Origin of the sequence: Brevibacterium salitolerans (assembly GCF_039531405.1) — a bacterium.
Classification (GTDB): domain Bacteria; phylum Actinomycetota; class Actinomycetes; order Actinomycetales; family Brevibacteriaceae; genus Brevibacterium; species Brevibacterium salitolerans.
This window is the reverse complement of the sequence record NZ_BAAAPZ010000004.1, coordinates 95,426-114,178: the sequence shown is the minus strand read 5'-3', so window position 1 is coordinate 114,178 and position 18,753 is coordinate 95,426. Positions and strand designations below refer to the sequence as shown.

The 18,753-nt window shown below is 70.0% G+C and carries 14 protein-coding genes and 1 pseudogene; 6 read left to right on the top strand and 9 right to left on the bottom strand.

What is annotated here, in order from left to right; genetic code table 11:
* Positions 1 to 54 precede the first annotated feature (54 nt).
* From ABD240_RS06180 to ABD240_RS06170, 3 genes are all read right to left on the bottom strand, one after another.
* Positions 55 to 1,335 carry a hypothetical protein gene (locus ABD240_RS06180; protein WP_344336270.1) on the bottom strand — a complete coding sequence of 427 codons (1,281 nt, stop codon included), beginning with the start codon at positions 1,333 to 1,335 and terminating at the stop codon, positions 55 to 57.
* A gap of 75 nt (positions 1,336 to 1,410) precedes the next feature.
* A complete protein-coding gene (locus ABD240_RS06175) occupies positions 1,411 to 2,706 on the bottom strand; it encodes a M20 family metallo-hydrolase (RefSeq protein ID WP_291797059.1) in 1,296 nt (431 codons plus the stop codon).
* A 171-nt stretch (positions 2,707 to 2,877) separates the two neighbouring features.
* Positions 2,878 to 3,771, bottom strand: coding sequence for a LysR family transcriptional regulator (locus ABD240_RS06170; protein ID WP_344336267.1), 894 nt, complete (start codon positions 3,769 to 3,771; stop codon positions 2,878 to 2,880).
* A 127-nt stretch (positions 3,772 to 3,898) separates the two neighbouring features.
* Here ABD240_RS06170 and ABD240_RS06165 point away from each other — a divergent pair, with 127 nt between their 5' ends.
* Positions 3,899 to 5,182: a cytochrome P450 gene (locus tag ABD240_RS06165; protein ID WP_344336264.1), complete on the top strand. Its 1,284-nt coding sequence runs from the start codon at positions 3,899 to 3,901 to the stop codon at positions 5,180 to 5,182.
* Between the two features lie 41 nt (positions 5,183 to 5,223).
* Here ABD240_RS06165 and ABD240_RS06160 read toward each other — a convergent pair whose 3' ends face one another.
* Positions 5,224 to 6,342: a PDR/VanB family oxidoreductase gene (locus ABD240_RS06160; protein ID WP_344336261.1), complete on the bottom strand. Its 1,119-nt coding sequence runs from the start codon at positions 6,340 to 6,342 to the stop codon at positions 5,224 to 5,226.
* 149 nt (positions 6,343 to 6,491) lie between these two features.
* Here ABD240_RS06160 and ABD240_RS06155 point away from each other — a divergent pair, with 149 nt between their 5' ends.
* From ABD240_RS06155 to ABD240_RS06145, 4 genes and pseudogenes are all read left to right on the top strand, one after another.
* The gene (locus tag ABD240_RS06155) at positions 6,492 to 7,928 is read left to right on the top strand and encodes a sodium:solute symporter family protein (protein ID WP_344336259.1); all 1,437 of its coding nucleotides are present in this window, start codon (positions 6,492 to 6,494) and stop codon (positions 7,926 to 7,928) included.
* Positions 7,929 to 8,187: 259 nt separating this feature from the next.
* Positions 8,188 to 8,937, top strand: a pseudogene (locus ABD240_RS17105) (MmgE/PrpD family protein); the annotation flags it as partial.
* Positions 8,938 to 9,154: 217 nt separating this feature from the next.
* The gene (locus ABD240_RS17100) at positions 9,155 to 9,613 is read left to right on the top strand and encodes a hypothetical protein (RefSeq protein ID WP_425547001.1); all 459 of its coding nucleotides are present in this window, start codon (positions 9,155 to 9,157) and stop codon (positions 9,611 to 9,613) included.
* Between the two features lie 128 nt (positions 9,614 to 9,741).
* The gene (locus ABD240_RS06145) at positions 9,742 to 10,179 is read left to right on the top strand and encodes a VOC family protein (protein ID WP_291797076.1); all 438 of its coding nucleotides are present in this window, start codon (positions 9,742 to 9,744) and stop codon (positions 10,177 to 10,179) included.
* A 6-nt stretch (positions 10,180 to 10,185) separates the two neighbouring features.
* Here the strand turns inward: ABD240_RS06145 and ABD240_RS06140 are convergent, their stop codons facing one another.
* From ABD240_RS06140 to ABD240_RS06130, 3 genes are all read right to left on the bottom strand, one after another.
* A complete protein-coding gene (locus tag ABD240_RS06140) occupies positions 10,186 to 11,607 on the bottom strand; it encodes a TIGR00366 family protein (protein WP_291797079.1) in 1,422 nt (473 codons plus the stop codon).
* Between the two features lie 83 nt (positions 11,608 to 11,690).
* Positions 11,691 to 13,223: a class I adenylate-forming enzyme family protein gene (locus ABD240_RS06135; RefSeq protein WP_344336252.1), complete on the bottom strand. Its 1,533-nt coding sequence runs from the start codon at positions 13,221 to 13,223 to the stop codon at positions 11,691 to 11,693.
* Between the two features lie 114 nt (positions 13,224 to 13,337).
* A complete protein-coding gene (locus ABD240_RS06130) occupies positions 13,338 to 14,981 on the bottom strand; it encodes a helix-turn-helix domain-containing protein (protein ID WP_291797083.1) in 1,644 nt (547 codons plus the stop codon).
* 300 nt (positions 14,982 to 15,281) lie between these two features.
* Between ABD240_RS06130 and ABD240_RS06125 the strand changes: the two genes are divergently transcribed.
* Positions 15,282 to 15,764: a DUF2087 domain-containing protein gene (locus ABD240_RS06125; protein ID WP_291797085.1), complete on the top strand. Its 483-nt coding sequence runs from the start codon at positions 15,282 to 15,284 to the stop codon at positions 15,762 to 15,764.
* Between the two features lie 135 nt (positions 15,765 to 15,899).
* On the opposite strand, the gene dctP is transcribed toward ABD240_RS06125, so the two are convergent.
* Both dctP and ABD240_RS06115 read right to left on the bottom strand, forming a co-directional pair.
* The gene (gene dctP, locus ABD240_RS06120; protein WP_344336248.1) at positions 15,900 to 17,153 is read right to left on the bottom strand and encodes a TRAP transporter substrate-binding protein DctP; all 1,254 of its coding nucleotides are present in this window, start codon (positions 17,151 to 17,153) and stop codon (positions 15,900 to 15,902) included.
* Between the two features lie 169 nt (positions 17,154 to 17,322).
* Positions 17,323 to 18,639 carry an alkyl sulfatase dimerization domain-containing protein gene (locus tag ABD240_RS06115; RefSeq protein WP_344336246.1) on the bottom strand — a complete coding sequence of 439 codons (1,317 nt, stop codon included), beginning with the start codon at positions 18,637 to 18,639 and terminating at the stop codon, positions 17,323 to 17,325.
* Positions 18,640 to 18,753: the final 114 nt, after the last annotated feature.

Genomic DNA, 18,753 nt, shown 5'->3' with positions numbered 1-18,753 from the left:
ATAGGTGCGATGAGTCGATTCCGGATGGGGTCACTGATCGGGTCGCAGGTCTGGTCACAGGACGAGCCGGAGGAGCGGCACTCCCGCCAGCGTGATGATCGTCATCGACATCACGCTTCCGATGAAGGGGTGGAAGTCCGCCGGGAGCCTCCGGGCGATCGCCCTTCCGATGTACGGCCCGGTGAGCGCGCCGAGGACGCTTGCCGAGACGATGACCGCCCAGCCTCCTCCGAACTCGATGACAGCGGCGGGGACGAAGGAGACGATCGGCACGAATGTGGGGTACCAGCCCTGCGACTGCCACTGCCCGGCGCAGATCCACACGGCGAGCAGCGCCGTCAGCAGCTGCGCGGTGAGGATGTCGGGGACGAGTCCGAGAGGTCCCTGCCCGGCTCCGCCGAGGAACCAGGCGAGCAGCACACCGGCGATCATCCCCAGCGAGGCCCATTCGTTCCCGTAGAACTGCGGCTCCGTGAAGTCCGCGAGAGCTCTGCGGGGCAGCCAGAGAGGGCGGACGGACTGCGCCTCCTCCTCAGCGGGCACCTCGGCGCGCAGGTTCGACCTGACTCTGTCGTCACTCGCGGGAACAGCCGGGGAGGAGGCAGAGGTCGTGGCGGGGGAGACGTCTTCGCCCCCGGCCGCCTCGGACAGCTCAGCGGCCTCGGTCGCCTCGGGCAGGCGCATCCAGGGGAGTGCGCGGCATAGGGCGAAGGCGATGAGCGCGCCCGCCCACATCGAGGCGACATTCCCGATGACCACGGGCAGCCCCGCCGGCACGAGCACGAAATCGACGAGGACGAGGGCCACGGGGGTGGTGAGGAGGGCGGCGAGAACCGCCGCGGTGACGGCGGTGGCCCACCCCCTGCCGTAGATCAGCACGATGGCGGGGGCCACGGAGACGAAGGGGACGAATATCGGCTGCCATGCGCTGAACTCGAGCGTCCACGACCAGAGGAGATGGGACAGCAGCAGAGCGGTGAGGGCGGAGACGAGCACCCAGGGCCAGAGCCCCGTGCCGTAGGAGATGTCGAATCCGCGGGCGCGGCTCTTCCTGACCGCGAGACCGTGTGCCAGTGCGGCACCGACGAGCATCCCGCCACCGGCCAGGGCGGATCCGTAGAACTGTGCCTCGGTCATGTCGCTGAGGAAGCGGTCGAGCCAGAGGAGAAGCGTGGGGCCGGAGAGAGCCTCCTCATCCGGCGCGGCAGGGGCCCATCCCGCGATCCAGTGCAGGCCCGCATTGACCAGCACAGTCACGGCGATGCCCGCGACAAGGCCCGGCAGGAGCCGCAGATGAGGAGTGGCGCGAGGGGCTTCCGTGCGAGGGGCGTTCATGAGATGCGCGCCTTGAGCGTGGGGCGCGGACAGGGGCCTGCAGGACTTCTGCCGCTGAGACGCATCGCCGGCCCCTCAGGACTTCCCGGACCAAGGGGCCTCGGGCGCGAGCTCCCCGCTCACCAGCTCACCGGCGACGGCCGTGAGGACGCCGAGGCCCCTGACCATGTCCTCGTCCGTCGTGAACTCGCGCTCGCAGTGGGAGACGCCGTCCACGCTGGGGACGAAGAGCATGATGGAGGGCACCACGGTGTTCATCGACACGGAGTCGTGGCCGGCCATCGTCTCGATGCGCCGGCTGCTCAGTCCCTCGTTGGCAGCGGCCTTCTCCGCGAGCTCCACGCCCTCGGCGGGGAAGTACCGCTTCTCCCGGATGTCGAAATCGTTCACATCGATGGTGAGGTCGTGCTCGCGGGCGATCTCCTGGATCTCTCCCAGCAGGATCTCCCGCGCTCGCTGCACGATCTCCGGCGAGGAGGAACGGAGATCCGCGACCATGTGCACGCGGCGCGGGACGACGATGGGCGAATTGGGCTCGACCACGTGCTGACCCACGGAGGAGACCATCGCCTCCTCCTCGAAGTTCTGCGTGACGGCGTGCACGCGCAGCACCACCTTGGCCGCGGCGACGAGCGCATCGTGCCTGTCCGCCATCGCAGTGGCACCGGTGTGCGACTGCTCTCCCAGCACCTCGATGTCGAGCTTCTGGGTGTACCAGCTGGACTCGACCACGCCGATGTCCCGCGCCTCGCGCTCCAGGATGCGGCCCTGCTCGATGTGGATCTCCGCATAGGCTGCAGCCGTGGGCGGGGTGTCCGTGCCGAGCTGGTCGATCGCGGCCAGCGCCTCGGCGACCGCGATGCCCTCCAGATCCCGCACCTGCAGCATCTCCTCCCGGTCGAACAGACCGGCGTAGACGGAGCTGCCCATGACGGAGGGGGCGAAGCGGCCGCCCTCCTCGTTGAACCAGTTGACGACGGCGAGGTTGTGCACGGGCTTCCGCGCACCCTCCTCGACCGCCTGCCGGACGCGCTGCGCCGCGTGCAGTGCGGCGATGACCCCGTAGGCACCGTCGAACCTGCCGCCCAGCGGCTGTGAGTCGAGATGCGATCCCACGAGGACGTAGGGCGCGCCGGGAACGCACTCCCAGCAGGCGAACTGGTTCCCGATCCCGTCGACGCGGACCTCCCAGCCACGGGAGCGTGCCCACGCGGTGAACCACTGCCGGGTCAGTCCGTCCTCCGGGGTGGCCGCCTGCCGCTCGACCCCGCCGGCAGGCGTCGCGCCGATCTTCGCGACCTCATGGAAATCGGTGAGGAACTCCCGGTCGGTCGATGCGATGTGCGAGTGGGTGGATCCATCGGATGTCACGATGCCTGCGCCTTCCTGCAGCGGGGCCGCTGTGTGGGGCCGCCGTTCTCGTCCATTCACCGTCTGTCAGGCGCGTCACATACGTCAAACACATTGTTCTCAACAGCCTCATCGGTTTTCCTGATGAGCGGCGGGACCTGGGCCTTGTCTCTGCTCCCTGCCCGAACGCCCCTACCCGAACATCTCGGGGCAGAGATCGCGGAACACGCGCGCCCGCCGGTTGAGCGTCGCGCCGCGCGGCCAGGCCACCGCGATGTCGATGGACGGGAAGTCGTCGAGCAGGGTGACGGTGGCGACCTCGGCTCCGGCGTACGTCATGGCCGGAATGCGCTGGTTGAGCACGGAGTACCCGTGCCCCTGGGCCACGAAGGCACGGACGGTCTCATAGCCCTCGAAGACGTGCTGCGTGCGCGGGACCACGCCGGCGAGACGGAAGAGGTGCTCGTAGTACTGCCGCGAATGCGGCATGCCGAGCTCGATGTACGGCTCGTCCGCGAAGTCGTGGAGATGCGCGCTCGTCCCCGCCCGTGGATGATCGGCGGGGACGAGGACGTGCGGAGGGACCGCGCTGAACACCGAACGATCGAAGGTGCTGTTCAGCCCCAGGGTGTACAGGAGAGCCGCATCGCACTCGCCCGCCGTCAGAGCACTCTGCACGCCGCTGAGATCCGCCTCCAGATAGGTCAGGTCGACAGCGGGATGCCTACGCATGAACTCCTGGTGCAGCGCGGGCAGGAAGGTGGGCGCGATGGGCGCGAAGACGCCCACCCGGAGCCGCCCCGAGAGCGAGTGGGCGAGGCCGTGCGCGAATTCGGTGAGGGCCTCGGCGCCGTCCAGGAACTCGTCCACCTCTGCGGCGAGGCGCCGGCCGGCGGGAGAGAGCACGATGGACCGGTTGGGGAGGCGGAGGAACAGCTCCACCCTCAGCGCCCTCTCCAGCTGGGCCATGGCCGTGGAGACCGCGGACTGGGACACGCTGAGCTCCGCGGCTGCGGCCGTCATGTTCTCGCAGCGGGCGACTGCCTGGAAGTACCGCAGCTGCACGAGCGTGAAGTCCGAGGGCATGGACCCATGGTTGCACGCGCTGTGAGACGCGCCTCGCGGTGCCGGGGACGGCGGCATAGATTGGGTGCCACGTCAGGGAAGACGGCAGTGAAGACTGCGGAGACGACGGCAAGGAAGCGGGACAGCAATGGCAGACGGAACCTCCACGATCTCCGGCACGTGCCCGGTGCTGCAGGACGACCCCTACGCGCCCGAGGTGCTCGCCGACCCCTATCCCTTCCTCGCCCGCCTGCGGGAGGCCGGTCCGGTGGTGTGGCTGGAGAAGCACGGGGTGCACGCCTTCGGCCGCGATGCCGAGGTCCGCGCGATCCTCGACGACTGGCAGACCTTCATCAGCGGCGCCGGCGTGGGCCCGGTGGACTTCGCGAAGGACGCGCCCACCTGGTGGCGCCCCGGCATCCTCGAGGTGGACCCGCCCATCCACACCCGCATGCGCTCGGCGATGTCCGCCGTCATCTCCCCGGCCCGCCTCCGGCCCCTGCGCCAGGGCTTCGAGGACTATGCGCGCGAGCTCTTCGACGAGGTCCTGGGTGCGGAGGGCGCAGTGGGCGGTGCGCCGGCCTCGGGCGCGGATGCCGGCGCGCGCCAGACTGCTCCCCGCACCGTCGAGCTCGACGCCTTCGAACTCGCCAAGCGCTTCACCCTCCGCGTCTTCGGCGACGCCGTGGGGGTGCCGCGCGAGGGACGCGACCCGTACCTCGTCCTGCAGGGCGCCATGAACTTCTCCCGCTTCGGGCCCATGAATGAGGTCGCGCAGCACCACATGGACGCGGCGGACGGCGTCATGGAATGGGTGATGAACGCCTGCGAGCGCTCCCATCTGGCCCCCGGCGGCCTCGGCTCCCTGATCTGGGACTATGCGGACTCCGGCGACATCCTCCCCGAGGAGGCCACCCTGCTCGTCCGCGCCATGCTCTCCGCCGGCCTCGACACCACCATCCTCGCCATCGCGAACACCCTCGTCGCGCTGTCGCAGGAGCCTGAGCAGTACGCCCGCCTGCGCCGCGACCCCCGCCTCGTGAAGTACGCCATCGACGAGGCCTTTCGCATTGAGGCGCCCTTCCAGTCGTTCTTCCGCAAGACCTCGCGCGAGGTGGAGATCGGCGGCATCACGCTGCCCGAGGGCGTCAAGCTCATCGTCTTCCCCGGCGCCGCCAACCGGGATCCCGAGAAGTGGGGGCCGGATGCGGACAGGTACGACCTCGACCGTGACGCCTCCGGCCACCTCACCTTCGGCCTCGGCATCCACATGTGCGTGGGTCAGCCCATCAGCCGCATGGAGATGGACGCCTTCTTCGCGGAGTTCGTCCGCCGCGTGAGCACGTTCGAGCCCACCGCCCCGCCCACGCCGTACATCCACACGACGCTGCGCTCGTTCGAGAAGGTGCCGCTGCGGCTGACCGTGGGGTGACCGGCCTGGGCTGAGCTGACGGTGCCCGAGGCGCCGGTCCGCTACCGCTGCACGTCGAGCGTGATGCGCTCGCCGGCCGCCCGTGACACGCACACCATCATCGAGGACTGCTCCGCCTGCTCCTCGGGGGAGAGCACCGCATCGCGGTGGTCGGCCTCGCCGCAGAGGATCCGGGTCTCGCACGTGCCGCAGGTGCCGCGCCGGCAGCTCGAGAGCGAGCGGATGCCGGCCCGGGAGAACGCCTCCAGGATCGACTCGTTCCGCTCCACCGCCACCTCGCTGCCGTCGGCGAGCTCGACGGTGAACGGCGGACCCACCGTCGTGGGGGTGCCTGCACCCGCGCCCGAGGCCGCTTCAGCACTCTCCGGATCGAAGTCCTCGCGCTCCACCCGGTGAGGCAGAGCGCTCAGCCCGCTCGTCACCGCATCCATGAGCGCCGTGGGACCGCACGTGTAGACGACCGCGGTGGGATGCGCGGCCAGCCATTCCTCTGCCGCGGCGGCGAGGTCCGGCCTGCCGCCTCGCTGGGCCGTCGCCCACACCTCGACGTGCTCGGCGCCGAACTCCGCTTCGAGCTCGCGGGCGAACGCCATTGAGGCCTCGGAGCGTCCGATGTAGAGCAGCCGCCAGTCCAGACCCAGCCCGTGAGCGAACGTGAGCATGGACCGCAGCGGCGTGATGCCCACGCCGCCGGCGATGAAGAGGGCCGGCAGTGCGGCACGGAAGTGGAACGAGGCGCGCGGGGCGCGCACGAAGAGCTCATCGCCGGCCTGGACGTGCGAGTGGATCCACTCCGAACCGCCGTCCCCGTCCTCGTGCCGCAGCACCGCGATCTGCCACGGCGTCGCACCCGTGGGATCCGAGCACAGGGAGTAGTGGCGGATGAGGGGTTCGGCTGCGGGCGCCTCAGGCGGCGAACCGGCCTCAGATCCGGCAGCGGGGGAGGGCGCCATGCCTGCCCCCGGAGCCGGAGCCGGAGCGGGCACCGCCACCTCGAGGTGCGCTCCCGGCGCGAACGGCTGCCGGCTGTCGAGGGTGAGGGCGAGCACGGCCTCGGCGACGGGCTCCGCCCGGGTGACCTGCACGGGGCGGAACCCTGCGCGCTCGAGGAGGTCCCGGTCGAGGGCCTCGGAGGTGCGCGCGGGCGTCTGGGTGTCCATCGCTCCATGACAGCACGAGTGCGCGCCCGCCGCGAGGCCGATCCTGCATCGCGAGAACGATTGTTGGAGACCGGCGCTCTCGCCTGCAAGAGTGACCTGCGGCACCCTCGTCCCGGTTCCGCGCCGGCCCTGTCCCAGGAGACATCCTCATGCTGCACGTGTGGCTCATCGGCGGTCTCGCCGTGTACTTCGTCGCGCTCCTCGCGCTGTCCTTCGTGCGGCAGCGCACCAAGTCCGGTGAGGACTTCTTCCTCGCGGGGCGGAGGACGCCGGCGTGGATGCTCGGCTTCGCATTCATCGCCACCTGGTACGGCGGCAACTCCGCGCTCATCAGCGTGGACTCCGCCTATGCGGACGGCATGTCGTCCTGGTGGATCCTGGGCGGGCCCACCGTCATCGCGGTCATCGCCCTCATCGCGTTCGCGCCGCTCATCCGCCGCACGGGCGCCATGAGCCAGAACGGGATCCTCGCCAGCCGGTACAACGCCGCGACAGGCAATCTGCTCTCCGTCGTCCTCACGCTCTACCTCATCATGTGGGGCGCGTCCCAGATGGTGGCGATCGGCCACTTCTTCGAGTCGTTCTTCGACATCTCCTACTTCACCGCCGTCCTCATCGCCGTGGCGGTCTGCGTGGTGTACGCCCTGGTGGGAGGCTTCCGTGCAGTCGTCTACACGGAGGTCTTCCAGTTCCTGCTGCTCCTGGCCGGGCTCGTCGTCACGATGTGCGTGGCGCTCGCCCTGTCCGGCGGCTGGGACAACGTCGCCGCGATCGCCGCGGAGACCCGCGAACCCGGCTACTTCAACCTGTTCCAGGGCATCCAGCTCAACCTCTCGTTCATCATCTCCTTCGGCTTGGCGTTCATGATCGACGGTGCGGCCTGGCAGCGCATCCAGGCCGCGCCCACGCCCAGGGCGGCGCGCTGGACGGCGGTGACGGCGCTCATCGGCTTCGTCCCCCTGTACTTCTTCGTCGTCATCACGGGCATCGCCTCCCTGGGCGTCTTCGGTGAGGTCCCGGAGGGCGGCATCGTCTCCACGCTCGCCGCCGGCCACATGCCGCCGTGGCTCACCACACTCGTCTTCGTGGGCATCGCGGCGGCGATCATGTCCACCATCTGCACGACCTTCAACGTCGCGAGCCTCTACATCACGGAGCTCACCGTGAAGTACGCGCTGAAGGACGCCACCCAGAAGCAGACGGTGCGCACCGGCCGGGTGGCGACGGTCGCGGCCGCCGTCCTCGGCATGGTCGTGGCCGTGCAGCTGCCCAGCGCGCTCGATGTGCTCGAACTCGCCTCCGAGCTCATCACCGCAGGCCTCTTCTGGCCCATGGTGTTCGGGTTCTTCTGGAAGCGCGGCAACACGCCCGGCGCCATCGCCTCGATCCTCGCCGGCGGCGCGTTCATCCTCTACGGCTTCGCGATCGAGTTCGGCGCGCCGCTGCCGCACTTCTGGAACGACGGGCCGGCGCGCATCCTCACCGGCCTGGCGCTGAGCCTCGTGGCCTACCTCGTCGTCAGCCTCGCGACGAAGCCGGAGACGGAGAAGGCGGAGGCGTTCATCGCCACGGCACGGGGGCGGTGAGGCGCGGAGCCGGTGGTGAGGCGCGCGGCCTGCGGTGAGGTGCGGTTTCCAGGTGACCTGCCGGCCGGAGCTCCGCCACCGAGCCGTCTGCGACGCGGCATGCATCCGCCATTGACATCCTTCAAATATATTCCATATTGTGAGGTGAGTCATTCGCATCTGCGTGACGGTCCGGCGACGCCGCGGGAGCGCCGACGTTCGCCTGCATCCGCAGTGCCGGACCGGTCCCGAGGAAGAGGCTGCAGAAGGCGGCCCATCGATGAGGCAGAGGCAGCACATGGAAAAGCTTCCCCCAGTGGAAGAGGCCGTGGCCCGCTTGGTGGTCGACCTCACGTACGACGTCCTCTCGCCGGAGGCGCTCGAAGGCGCCCGGAGGCTTCTCCAGGATCAGCTGGGCCTGCAGGTGGGAAGCTCCACCCTGCCCTGGAGCCGGGCTGTCCTGGAGGTCGCGCGGAACCGGCACGTGCCGGGGAGCTCCCGGACGGCGCTCACCGGCGACAGGATGGATGCCGCGGACGCCGCGTTCGTCAACGGCGCCTACGGCCACGGGTTCGAGTACGACGATGCGCACGCGCCCAGCCTGAGCCACCCGGGCAGCTGCGTCATCCCCGCTGCGCTCGCCCTGGGCGAGGAGCTCGATGCCGACATGAGCCAGGTGCTCGAAGACATGGTCGCAGGCTACGAGGTCTACACCAGGATCGGCACGCTGGCTGCTCCGGACATCCTCTCGCGCGGCTTCCACCCGCATGCGATCCTCTCGAACTTCGGTGCGGCCGCCGTCGTGGCGAAGATGCGCGGCTTCGACCTCGAGACCACGATCCACGCGCTGGCGATCGCCTACAGCCATGCCTCGGGCGCGACCGAGTGCACGTCCTCCGGCGGCTCGATCAAGCGCGTCCATGCCGGCATCGGCACGCGCAACGGCATGCTCGCCGCAGGCATGGCCGCCGGCGGGCTCACCGGACCCACGGCCTTCCTCACCGGCGGGAAGGGATTCTTCCTCACCTATGTGGGCCGCGAGGTGCCTGATGCGGAGGCTGCGCGTTTCTCCCTCGACAAGCCGTTCGAGATCGCGAACCCGCTCTTCAAGCCGTACTGCTGCTGCGCGTACAACCATGCATTCATCGACGGCGCGCGCGGCTTCGCGGACCGGGCGGAGCAGATCGAGCGGGTCGATCTCCGCATCCAGCCCAGCGGCGACGTGGTGATCGGCAATCGGAACGCGAATGCCTACAACCCCACGCGGATCGAGCAGCTGCAGTACAGCCTGCCCTTCCAGTTCGCGCTGTCCGTGCTGGGCAGGGGGGAACGGATACGCCACCCACAACGCGTACATGAATGGCGAGCTGGACCTCGGCGAGGGCGGCGAGATCGCCGCGATGGCGAACCGGGTGCGCATCGAGGCCGATCCCCGGCTCACGGAGCGGTATCCCACCAAGATGGTCGGCGACATCACCCTGACGTTCCGCGACGGCAGCTCAGAGCATGTGTTCGTCGAGGATTCCGTGGGTTCGGCACCCAATCCCATGACCCAGGAGTTCTCCGACGACAAGTTCCGGGAGCTCACGGGGGACTGCCTGGGAGAGGAGCGCAGTGAGGCGCTGCTGCGGGCGGTCAAGGAGGTGGACCCGGGGCTCCGGGCCGTCGATCCGGTCTCGCTGCTCTGCCGTCCGGAAGCGGGCTGAGGGTTCACGCTCGTCAGGGGCTGTGCCGCTGCGGGTCCGTCCCACATACTGAGGGCGTGAGGTGCGGTGCCCGGCGTCAGCGCCGTGCCCGTCAGCGCCGCACCACCTCAGCCGCAGAGGAGACCCCCATGCCCGTCCCCGCTCACTTCTCCATCGTCACCCTGGGAGTCGCGGACGTGAGCGCGTCCGCAGCGTTCTACCGCCGCCTCGGCTGGACGCAGCGCGGCGACGAGTCCCTGGGCATCACCTGGTTCCGTACGGCGGGCACATGGATCGGCCTGTTCGGCCATGATGCGCTCGCCGCGGACGCGGGGCTGGAGAGCACGCCCGCACCCGCGTACCGCGGTGTGACGCTGGCGCTGAACTTCGCGAGCGAGGACGAGGTCGACGACGCGCTCGCGGAAGCGGTCGCCGCAGGCGCCCGGCTGGTGAAGCCCGCGACCCGCGCGGACTGGGGCGGCTACTCCGGCTACTTCGCGGATCCCGACGGTCACCTGTGGGAGGCGGCCTACGCGCCCGGCATGCCCGCGCGCGAGGACGGCACCATCGAGATCCCGGAGAGCTGAGCCGGCCTACAGGAGCGCGGCCATGCCGAAGAGGTACAGGCACACGACCGCCAGCATGAGGAGGACCGGCGGCACGGTGTATCCCACCACCTCGCTGAACTTGAGCTTGTAGTTGGCCAGGTACGGCAGTGCGAAGAACGGGATGATGAGGTTCGTGACGCCGTCGCCCATCTGGTACGCCTGCATGATCAGTCCCAGATCCGCGTCGAGGTCCAGGGTCGTGGGGATGATGTACGGGGCCTCGATGACGAACTTGGACCCGCCGGAGGGCACCGCGATGTTCAGGAGCCCGGAGTACAGGAACGCGATCACCGGCCAGGTCGTCGCCGTCGAGATCGCCGTGAATGCGTGCGAGATGACCACGCCCAGGCCGGTGGCGCTGATCAGTCCGAAGATGCCCGCGTAGAACGGGAACTGGAGGATGAATCCCCAGGTGCCCGCGATGCCCTCGCGCACCAGTCCGGCGTAGTACTCCGGCCCCCAGTTCGCGCACAGGACCATCCCCAGCGCGAGGAAGAGGAAGTTGTAGGAGTTGAGGTCGAGCCCTGCGGCACCCACGGAGGCGATGTGCAGGACGCTGTACACCAGCCCCACACCGCCGATCACGTACATGATCCAGCGGCTCGCATTCGCCTTCTGCGCGGGAGTGGTCCGCTCGACGGCGGTGTCGGACTCCGCGGATTCGAGCACGGCCGGGTCCACCTGCTTCATCTTGGCGGGGTCCTTGGGATGCATGAGCAGCATGAAGACGATGCCGATGAACAGGCACACCACGAGGAGGAGGCCGTAGTCCAGGCGGAGCACGGAGTCCGTGAGGGGCACGGAGACCGGAGTCGCCTCGGTGTGGGTGTCCGGCACGAGGTCGCGCAGATAGTCGGGTGTGGCCGCGTAGAGGACCGCGGCACCGGACATGCCCGCGGAGCCAGGCAGCAGAGCCATGAAGAGGGTGGCCACGAGGATGGGCGCATGCATCCTGATCCCCTTGCGCTTCGCCTGGGCGAGCAGCTCCTTGCCCATGACGATGCCGCCCATCATCCCCAGGCCCCAGTGGATGAAGCCCAGTGCCGCCGCGACCACGCTGCCCAGGACGATCATCTGGGCGCGGGTCCGGGGGAGGCTCGCGATCCGGGAGAGCAGCAGCTTGGCCGGCGGCGAGGTGGCGACGGCGTTGCCCGTGGCCAGCAGCACGGTCATCTGCATGGTGAAGGCGAGCAGGTCCCAGAAGGAGCCGGTCCATGCGGAGACGAGCGAGGTCGTCTCCTGGTCGGGGGACCACACGGGCGTGCCCGTGAGGAAGAATGCCAGCAGCCCGACGATGAGCGTGAGCGCGAGGCAGATGACGAAGGAATCCGGCATCCAGCGCAGGAACCACGCGAGATACCGGTCCATGAAGCGCTGCTTCTGCGCAGCGCCTGTCTCCTGTGACATGAGTGTTCCTCTGTATGGTGTCGTCGGAATGATGCGTGAGTCGTGGCGGCGGACGAGCAGCGGGCCGGGCCGCATGCGCCTCTCTAGCCGTCCGTGTGCAGGCGGAGCTGCTTCTTGTCCACCTTGCCCACTGCCGTGACGGGCAGCTCCTCGCGGAGCACCACCTCTTTGGGACGCTTGTAGCCGGAGAGAAGTGCGCGGGCCGCCCGGGCGATCCTCTCCTCCGTGGCGTCGGGCGTCGCGGGCACGACGAAGGCGACCACGGCCTCGCCCCAGTCCGGGTGGGGGACGCCCACGACGGCGGCTTCCTTGACGTCGTCCAGGCTCGCGAGGGCCTGCTCCACCTCGCCGGCATAGACGTTCAGGCCGCCGGTGATGATCATGTCCTTCTTGCGGTCGACCAGGAAGAGATAGCCCTCCTCGTCCAGGTACCCCAGGTCGCCCGTGCAGAGCCAGCCGTCGCGCAGCGCCGCGGCAGTCGCCTCGGGCTTCCCCAGGTACTCCTCCATCACGTAGGGGGCGCGGCCGAGGACCTCACCCACCTCGCCCGGCGCGCAGTCCGAGCCGTCGCTGCGCACGGTGCGGATCTGCGCCATGAGGACGCTCTGCCCGCAGCTTCTCAGACGCGCGGGGGACCGGTCCGCCGAGTGGTCCTCGCGGCGCAGGCGCGTGAGGAAGTTGGGCGCCTCGGTCTGGCCGAAGAGCTGCATGAACACCGGTCCGAACAGGTCGAGACCCTGGCGCAGCCGTGCCTCCGTGATGGGCGAGGCCCCGTAGAGGACGGTGCGGAGCGAGCTCGAGTCGAACGCCGGGCGGGCCGCGACCTCGTCGAGCATCCGGTAGATCATGGTGGGCACCATGAACAGGTAGCTCACCCGGTCCTTCTCGATCCTCTCCAGCACGAGGTCCATGTCGAAGCCCGCCTCGACGTGGATGACCGCACCCTGCAGCAGGCCCGTCTGCGCGAGGACGCCCGCGCTGTGCGGCAGCGGCGAGGTGAGGAGCAGCCTGTCCTGCGCGGTGATCTCCGTCTCGATCACGTGGGAGAGGAGATTCGCGGTGACTCCGCGCTGATGATGCACGACTCCCTTGGGCCGGCCGGTGGTCCCTCCCGTGTACATGATCAGAGCGCGGTCCCCGGCCTCGACCGGAGGCAGGTCGGCCAGTGTCGGAACGTCCTCGCCGGTGCCGGGCTCCTGGGTGACCCCGGCGGGCAGCTGCGCGTCCGTGAGAAGGACCGGGTCCGCGCCGAGGCCCCGCGCACGCTCGACGGCGCGCAGCCTGGTCTCCGAGGCGAGGACGACCTTCGCCCGGGAGTCGTGGAGGATGTGGGCGACCTCCTCGTCGGAGAGCATCATGTTCACCGGCACCTTGGCGCCGCCGACGGCGATGATCGCGAGATCGGCGATCAGGTACCGGGCGCTGTTCTCCCGCACGATCGCGACCGGATCCCCGGCGCGGACTCCCGCGTCCATGAGCACGGAGGCCAGGCGCAGCGCGGACTCGCGGAGTTCGTCGTAGCTCCACGTGACGCCGTCGGCGACGACGGCGGGGCGAGACCCGTGCCTCTCCAACGCGGGGAACACGAGCTCCCTCGTCACCTCGAGTGCCGTCATCCGTCCCTCCTCTTCTTCGAGATCCTCGTCGCCGAGGCCACTGGAGAAGTCAGAGTGTCGTACTGTTGCACGCCTTCCCAGGGCATGGCGTGCCAGACTTGCAGCATTTGGGTGTCACGGCATGACAGTCCCGGCGGGGCGGTGCGAGAGCGCCCGCACCACCGATTCCATGCGCAGAGCGGTCTCTATGCGGAAGCGGTCGTCCACGTCGTCGAAATCGACCCCCAGCAGTCGCTCGATCTGGGCGACCCGGTTGCGCACCGTGTTGTAGTGCACCCGCAGCTCGGCCGCGGTCCTGGGCAGATGCCGGTCGTTGCCCAGGTAGGCGCGCGCCGTGGCGAGGTGCTGGGTGCCGCGCTGCTCGTCGAGTTCGCGCAGCGGTCCGAGGGTGTCTGCGACGGTGGTCTCCAGCTGTGCGAGCGGCAGACTGGCGAGCCCCTGCAGGCCGAGGTTCCGCGCGCTCACCACCCCGTCCTCGGAGTGGTGGTCCCCGCTCAGCCCCACCTCGCAGGCGGCGCGCGCCTCGTCGTAGGACATGGAGATGTCGCCCAGACCTCCGCACGCACGGCCGATCCCGATCACCGCGCCGGCCCCCGGCGACCGGAGGCGCTCGCGTGCGAGCAGCTCCGCGAGCTGCTGTCGCGTCCTGCCCTCCGGTGCCGTGGGGAGCTCGACCAGTGCTGCGAGGCGGTCGCCGCGCCGCTGCAGCAGGCTGCGGGTGAACGTGGTGCGGAACTCCTCGGCGAAGCGGGCCGAGACCTGGCCGCCCGGCCCGCGGCTCCCCGCCACCAGGACCCGCGCGCCCCGTGCGAGCCCGCTCATGCCGATGAGCGCGAGCCGCCGGACGAGACCTTCGCCGTCCGCCAGCCTGCCGGTGACGAGCTGGTCGAACAGATCCCCGCGGAGGCGCTCCGTCGTCCGTTCGCGCTCGCCGAGGCGCAGCAGCTGGGAGCGGAGCACCTCGTACGCCAGGCGCAGGGCGGGTTCGTCCGCGGACCGGTGGGCGTCCGCGGAGAGGAGGGCGAGCCGGAGGCTGCCCCCGGGCTCCAGCTCGCCGGACAGCAGGGTGCGGCCTCCCTGCCGTCCGCCGGAGTGGAGCAGGCGGCCGCCCTCGTCCCGGAGCTCGATCCGCACGTCCAGGGCGGTCGAGGCTGTCTGGACGGCCTCCTCGATCCGATCGGCTCCCATGAGGCCGTGCGCCAGATCGGCGGCCGAGCGCAGCGCGGCGGAGGCGGCATCGGCTCGTTCGCGATGGCTGCGCGCCTCTGCCTCCGCGCGACCGTCGACGTCCAGCTGTTCCAGCCGCACCGCGAGGTAGCGGCCGATCGTCTCCAGCTGCCCGACGTCCTCGTCCGCCCATGCTCGCGGCCGGCGGCACGCCGCGTAGAGCACGCCCAGCGTGCGGTCCGCGGAGAGAAGGGGCACCACCAGCACGGTGACGATGCCTTCGTTGTCGATGACGCGCTTGGCGGGCACGCGCCGCGCGTCGTGCTGGTAGTCGCTGCTCTTGTGCGGGCGGCCGAGGAGGGCGGCGCGGCCGCCGATGCCGGAGCCGACCTCCAGCCGCCACACCGCGGACATCTCCGGCGTGCGCAGCCCGGAGGCGGTCCCCATGCGCAGGCAGCCGTCCTCGACCAGCCCCGTCCACGAGACGTCGCAGCCGAACGTCCTGCGCACCTGGTGCACCGCCGCCTGCATCGCCTGAGTCGGATCATTGGCGACGAGGAGGGCCTCCAGGTAGCGGTTCAGGTCGGTCACGGTTCTCCCTCCTGCCCGGGGGACGTCTCCCGGCGTGCTGCACGAGCGCTGCGGCCCGGGCACCTCCCCACCGCCTGCCCGGTGCTGTTGACAACGTACCTCGTCGTGTGTGAATCTCTGTGCCTGGCGCAGATCCGCCGCCCAGCCCGCACCTCGGCCCCAGCCCGGGTGCACAGGCGAAGGGGAGCACATCCTCGGATCACGTGGCCGGAGCTCGTGCTCCCCGCCGGATGCCGACGCCTCGCATGTGAGACAGCGTCGCGGCATGCTGGGGCTGCTCGCGGCGCGAGACGGATCCACATGACGCACAACAGCGATTTCAAGAAGCTCGTCCGCAGCCGGATGGAGCGCACGGGGGAGAACTACACCACGGCGCTCGCCGCACTGCAGATCGACAGGGACCGCGCATACGCGGACCATCTCAGGCGCATCCGCCCGTTCTTCGAGGACGGCGACCCCCGTGCGCGACTGCTCCGGATCCCCGCGAAGCGGCGCACCCAGCTCGCCGTCGCCCTCGAGATGCTGCGGCGGTTCGATCCGGCGCTCACGTACACGGAGACGCAGGTGGGCGCCGTTCTCCGCACGGCGCACGAGGACGTCGCCTACCTGCGTCGTGAGCTCGTGGACTACGGCCTCATGGAGCGCGACGGCGTGGGCACCTACTGGTTCGCCCGGACCCTGCCGGTCCGCACCGGCAACCTGGCCCAGGAGGTGAGCGACTGGGAGCGGGTGTGGATGCCGGAGTTCCTGGCCGTGGGGACCCGGGCGGCGCTCGCCGACTGATCGCTTTCCCCAGCCAACCCAGCGACCTCGGCGAGGGAAAGCGATCAGTCCAGGATGGAAGGATAGGAAGGACGGCTGGATGTGCGGGAAGCTGACCACGCGAGGGGAGGCCCGGCGACAGGTGGAAAGCGCCCCTCACGCTCCCGGGCGGTGCTCCAGTGCCGCCCCGGACTCGTAGACCGCCCGGGCGAACTCGGCGTAGTCCGCCTCCGCGTACCACTCGTCGAAGTCCGCCATGTCCCCGGAATCCGCCAGCCCCAGCTCCTCGACCTTCGCCGTCCAGGACTCGATGCCCTCCGCCAGCCGCTCCTCGAAGTCCTCGCCCAGCCGTCCGCCGGACACAGCCTCCGCGGTGAGCTCCTCGGAGAGTGTGTGCAGCCGGGACTGCGTGTCCTCGGACAGCGGCCGCACTTCGCCTCCGTGCTCCTTGGACTGGCGCACCAGCTCGGCCGCGGAGTCCGTGTAGCTCTGCACGAATCCGCCTCCGCCCAGTCCTGCACTGTCGAAGATGATCTGCTGGTAGGCCAGCGGCAGCTCCTCGAACCTGCTCCCGGCCATCACCGTCGTCGCCGTCCGGGGGAAGCTGGTGGTGGTCGTGAAGCCCAGCTCCGGAGCGACCTCCAGCACGCCGCTCTCCGCCGTGGCGGGGCTGGGGCCCACATTGCAGTCCACGGTGCCGCGCTCCAGCGCCTCGAACATCTCCGTGTACTCCATGGAGACGGGCACCGCTCCGAGTCCGGAGACCTGCGTGTCCTGCGCGGTCGTGCCCACCCGGACCTGGCGTCCCTGCCAGTCGGCGGCCGAGGCCAGCGGCTCCCGGCACGTGGTGTAGTTGCCGGCGGTGGTGGCGAAGGGCGTGAGCGGCACCAGTCCGGCCGCGTCGAAGGAGCCCAGGATCTCCTGGTTCTCCCAACCCAGGTCGCTGTACACGGCGTAGGCGATGAACTCGCCCGCGAACGGGGAGGAGGGCAGCATCGCAGTGGTGGTCGAGAGGTCGTCGAAGGCGGCGAATTCTGCCGGGCTGTACCCGGGCAGCGTGTTCGCCAGGTCCAGCCGGCCGTCGGCCAGCGCATCCTGCACGGTGTCGTAGCCGGCCACCGCCTGCCCCCACACGAGGTCCACCGTGATCATGCCGCCGGAGCGCTCCTCGATGCGGTCCGCGATCTCCGTCGCCGCCGGACTCATGATCGATTCCGCCGAGGCCGCCCCCGGCTGGAAGGTGAGCGTCACCGGTTCCAGCCCCTCGAGGACCGCGTCCACCTCCTCCTGGGAGGCTCCGTACTCGAAGCCCTCACCGCCTCCGGCACCGCCGCTGCCGCCGCCGATGCTTCCCGCGCATGCGCTCAGCACCAGTGCGGCGGTGCCTGTCAGCGCCGCTGCGCCGAGCATCCTGCGACGTCCTCGATTCCTGGGACTTGTCCTCATCCGCTCATTCCTCGTGCAGTTCCCGTGCGCTCCTGCCTGCCGCGCACGCAGTCTCGTCGCCCGTCCCCTCTGGGCGCGGGCGTGCCCTCGGGCGTGTGCCGCAGCCGGTCCCCGGGCTGCGGCACACGCCGGCTCAGACGGACCAGCGCATGCGCCCGGCGGTCCGGGTCCGCAGCTCCGCGACGGGGTCCGTGCCCGCGATCGCGGCCTGGGACTCCACCACGGCCCAGGCATAGATGCCCTTGGCCATCGTGGACGTCGCCGCCTTCTCCATCTGCGAGAACACGTCCGCCCGAGCCTCGTGGATCTCCGGGACCGGGGAGGCGTCCGCGGCGAACTGCACCAGCTCGCCCGCGAGCCTGTGGCTGCCCGCTTCCGCGAGCTCCTGCGCACGCCGCGCCAGCTTCTCCGCCCCGCCGGCCAGGGAGGCGAGCTCCGCGGCGAGCTCCGCCTGCGGCGAGGGCTTGAGATGCGCGGGGTTCCCGTCGTACCAGCCGCCGTAGAGGCGCCAGAGATTGCGCACCACGAACTCCGGCTCGTCGTAGGAGGGCCGCAGGTACGGCTTCTCCAGCAGGTGCTCCGGCGTCCTCACCGTCCGCAGGATCTCGTCCAGCGTGGCACCCTCATTCATCATGTCCACCGTGGTGCCGTAGATCGCCTCCAGCAGCTCCGCCGCGTTCCCCAGCGTCTCCCGGATGCGCTCCGCACCCACGACCGGCAGCCCGTGGCCGGGCAGCAGCATCTCCGCACCCAGCCCGGCCATCCAGCGCAGCGTCTGGGCCCACTCGAGGGCGAAGCGCTGGACCTTCTGCGGATTGCCCGCATTGGGGCTCGACCAGATGAAGAAGTCCCCGGAGAACAGCACCTTCCGCTCCGGGATCCAGGCGATCGTGCAGTCGTCCGTCTCCCCCTTGGCGTGATGGAGCTCGATGTGCTCCCCGCCCAGGTCCAGGGTGGCCTGGTCGCGGTAGGTGACGTCCGGGTACCGGTACTCGCCGGGCCAGCGGAAGCCCGGTGTCTGGAACTGCCGCCGGTTGATCGACTCGTTGTAGCCGTGCGTGCGCCGGTAGCGGTCGAAGCGCGGCACCAGGTTCTCCTGTGCCAGCACGGTGGGCTGGGTCCAGCCGTTCTGCCGCGCCTCCTCGTCGAACGGACGCATGCCGAAGGCGTGGTCGAGGTGCCCGTGCGAGTACACGGCGGTGTGCACGCGGTCCGGCGTCAGCGCGCGCACGGCGGCGAACAGCTCCTCGGCCGTCCTGCGGTCGCCCGTGTCGTAGAGGAAGAGCCCCTGCGAGGTCCGCAGCACGTACACGTTGCCGAACGCCGGCCACATGTACAGGTTCTCGCCGAGTTCGGCGAGCCCCTCCTTCCGGCACTCACCGGCGTGATAGGCGCGGAGGGACTCCTCGCCGCGCCAGGCGCGGTCGGCGTACTCGAGAATCTCGGACACGTCTTCTCCTTCGAAGCAGATGTGAGGCGTTGCCGGCCTCCGGCGACCGGGCCGGTCAGCGGCGACCGGCGGAGCACGGTCCTGACGCTATGTGCGGGGAGCAGGCCGGACAAT

What these genes read in the sequence shown, in the direction of transcription:
- ABD240_RS06170 (WP_344336267.1), bottom strand. Translation starts at nt 3,771, where the DNA reads ATGCCCTCGGACTTCACGCTCGTGCAGCTGCGGTACTTCCAGGCAGTC.
- ABD240_RS06160 (WP_344336261.1), bottom strand. Translation starts at nt 6,342, where the DNA reads ATGGACACCCAGACGCCCGCGCGCACCTCCGAGGCCCTCGACCGGGAC.
- ABD240_RS06140 (WP_291797079.1), bottom strand. Translation starts at nt 11,607, where the DNA reads ATGTCACAGGAGACAGGCGCTGCGCAGAAGCAGCGCTTCATGGACCGG.
- ABD240_RS06155 (WP_344336259.1), top strand. Translation starts at nt 6,492, where the DNA reads ATGCTGCACGTGTGGCTCATCGGCGGTCTCGCCGTGTACTTCGTCGCG.
- ABD240_RS06165 (WP_344336264.1), top strand. Translation starts at nt 3,899, where the DNA reads ATGGCAGACGGAACCTCCACGATCTCCGGCACGTGCCCGGTGCTGCAG.
- ABD240_RS06145 (WP_291797076.1), top strand. Translation starts at nt 9,742, where the DNA reads ATGCCCGTCCCCGCTCACTTCTCCATCGTCACCCTGGGAGTCGCGGAC.
- ABD240_RS06180 (WP_344336270.1), bottom strand. Translation starts at nt 1,335, where the DNA reads ATGAACGCCCCTCGCACGGAAGCCCCTCGCGCCACTCCTCATCTGCGG.
- ABD240_RS06125 (WP_291797085.1), top strand. Translation starts at nt 15,282, where the DNA reads ATGACGCACAACAGCGATTTCAAGAAGCTCGTCCGCAGCCGGATGGAG.
- dctP (WP_344336248.1), bottom strand. Translation starts at nt 17,153, where the DNA reads ATGCTCGGCGCAGCGGCGCTGACAGGCACCGCCGCACTGGTGCTGAGC.
- ABD240_RS06135 (WP_344336252.1), bottom strand. Translation starts at nt 13,223, where the DNA reads ATGACGGCACTCGAGGTGACGAGGGAGCTCGTGTTCCCCGCGTTGGAG.
- ABD240_RS17100 (WP_425547001.1), top strand. Translation starts at nt 9,155, where the DNA reads ATGCCTACAACCCCACGCGGATCGAGCAGCTGCAGTACAGCCTGCCCT.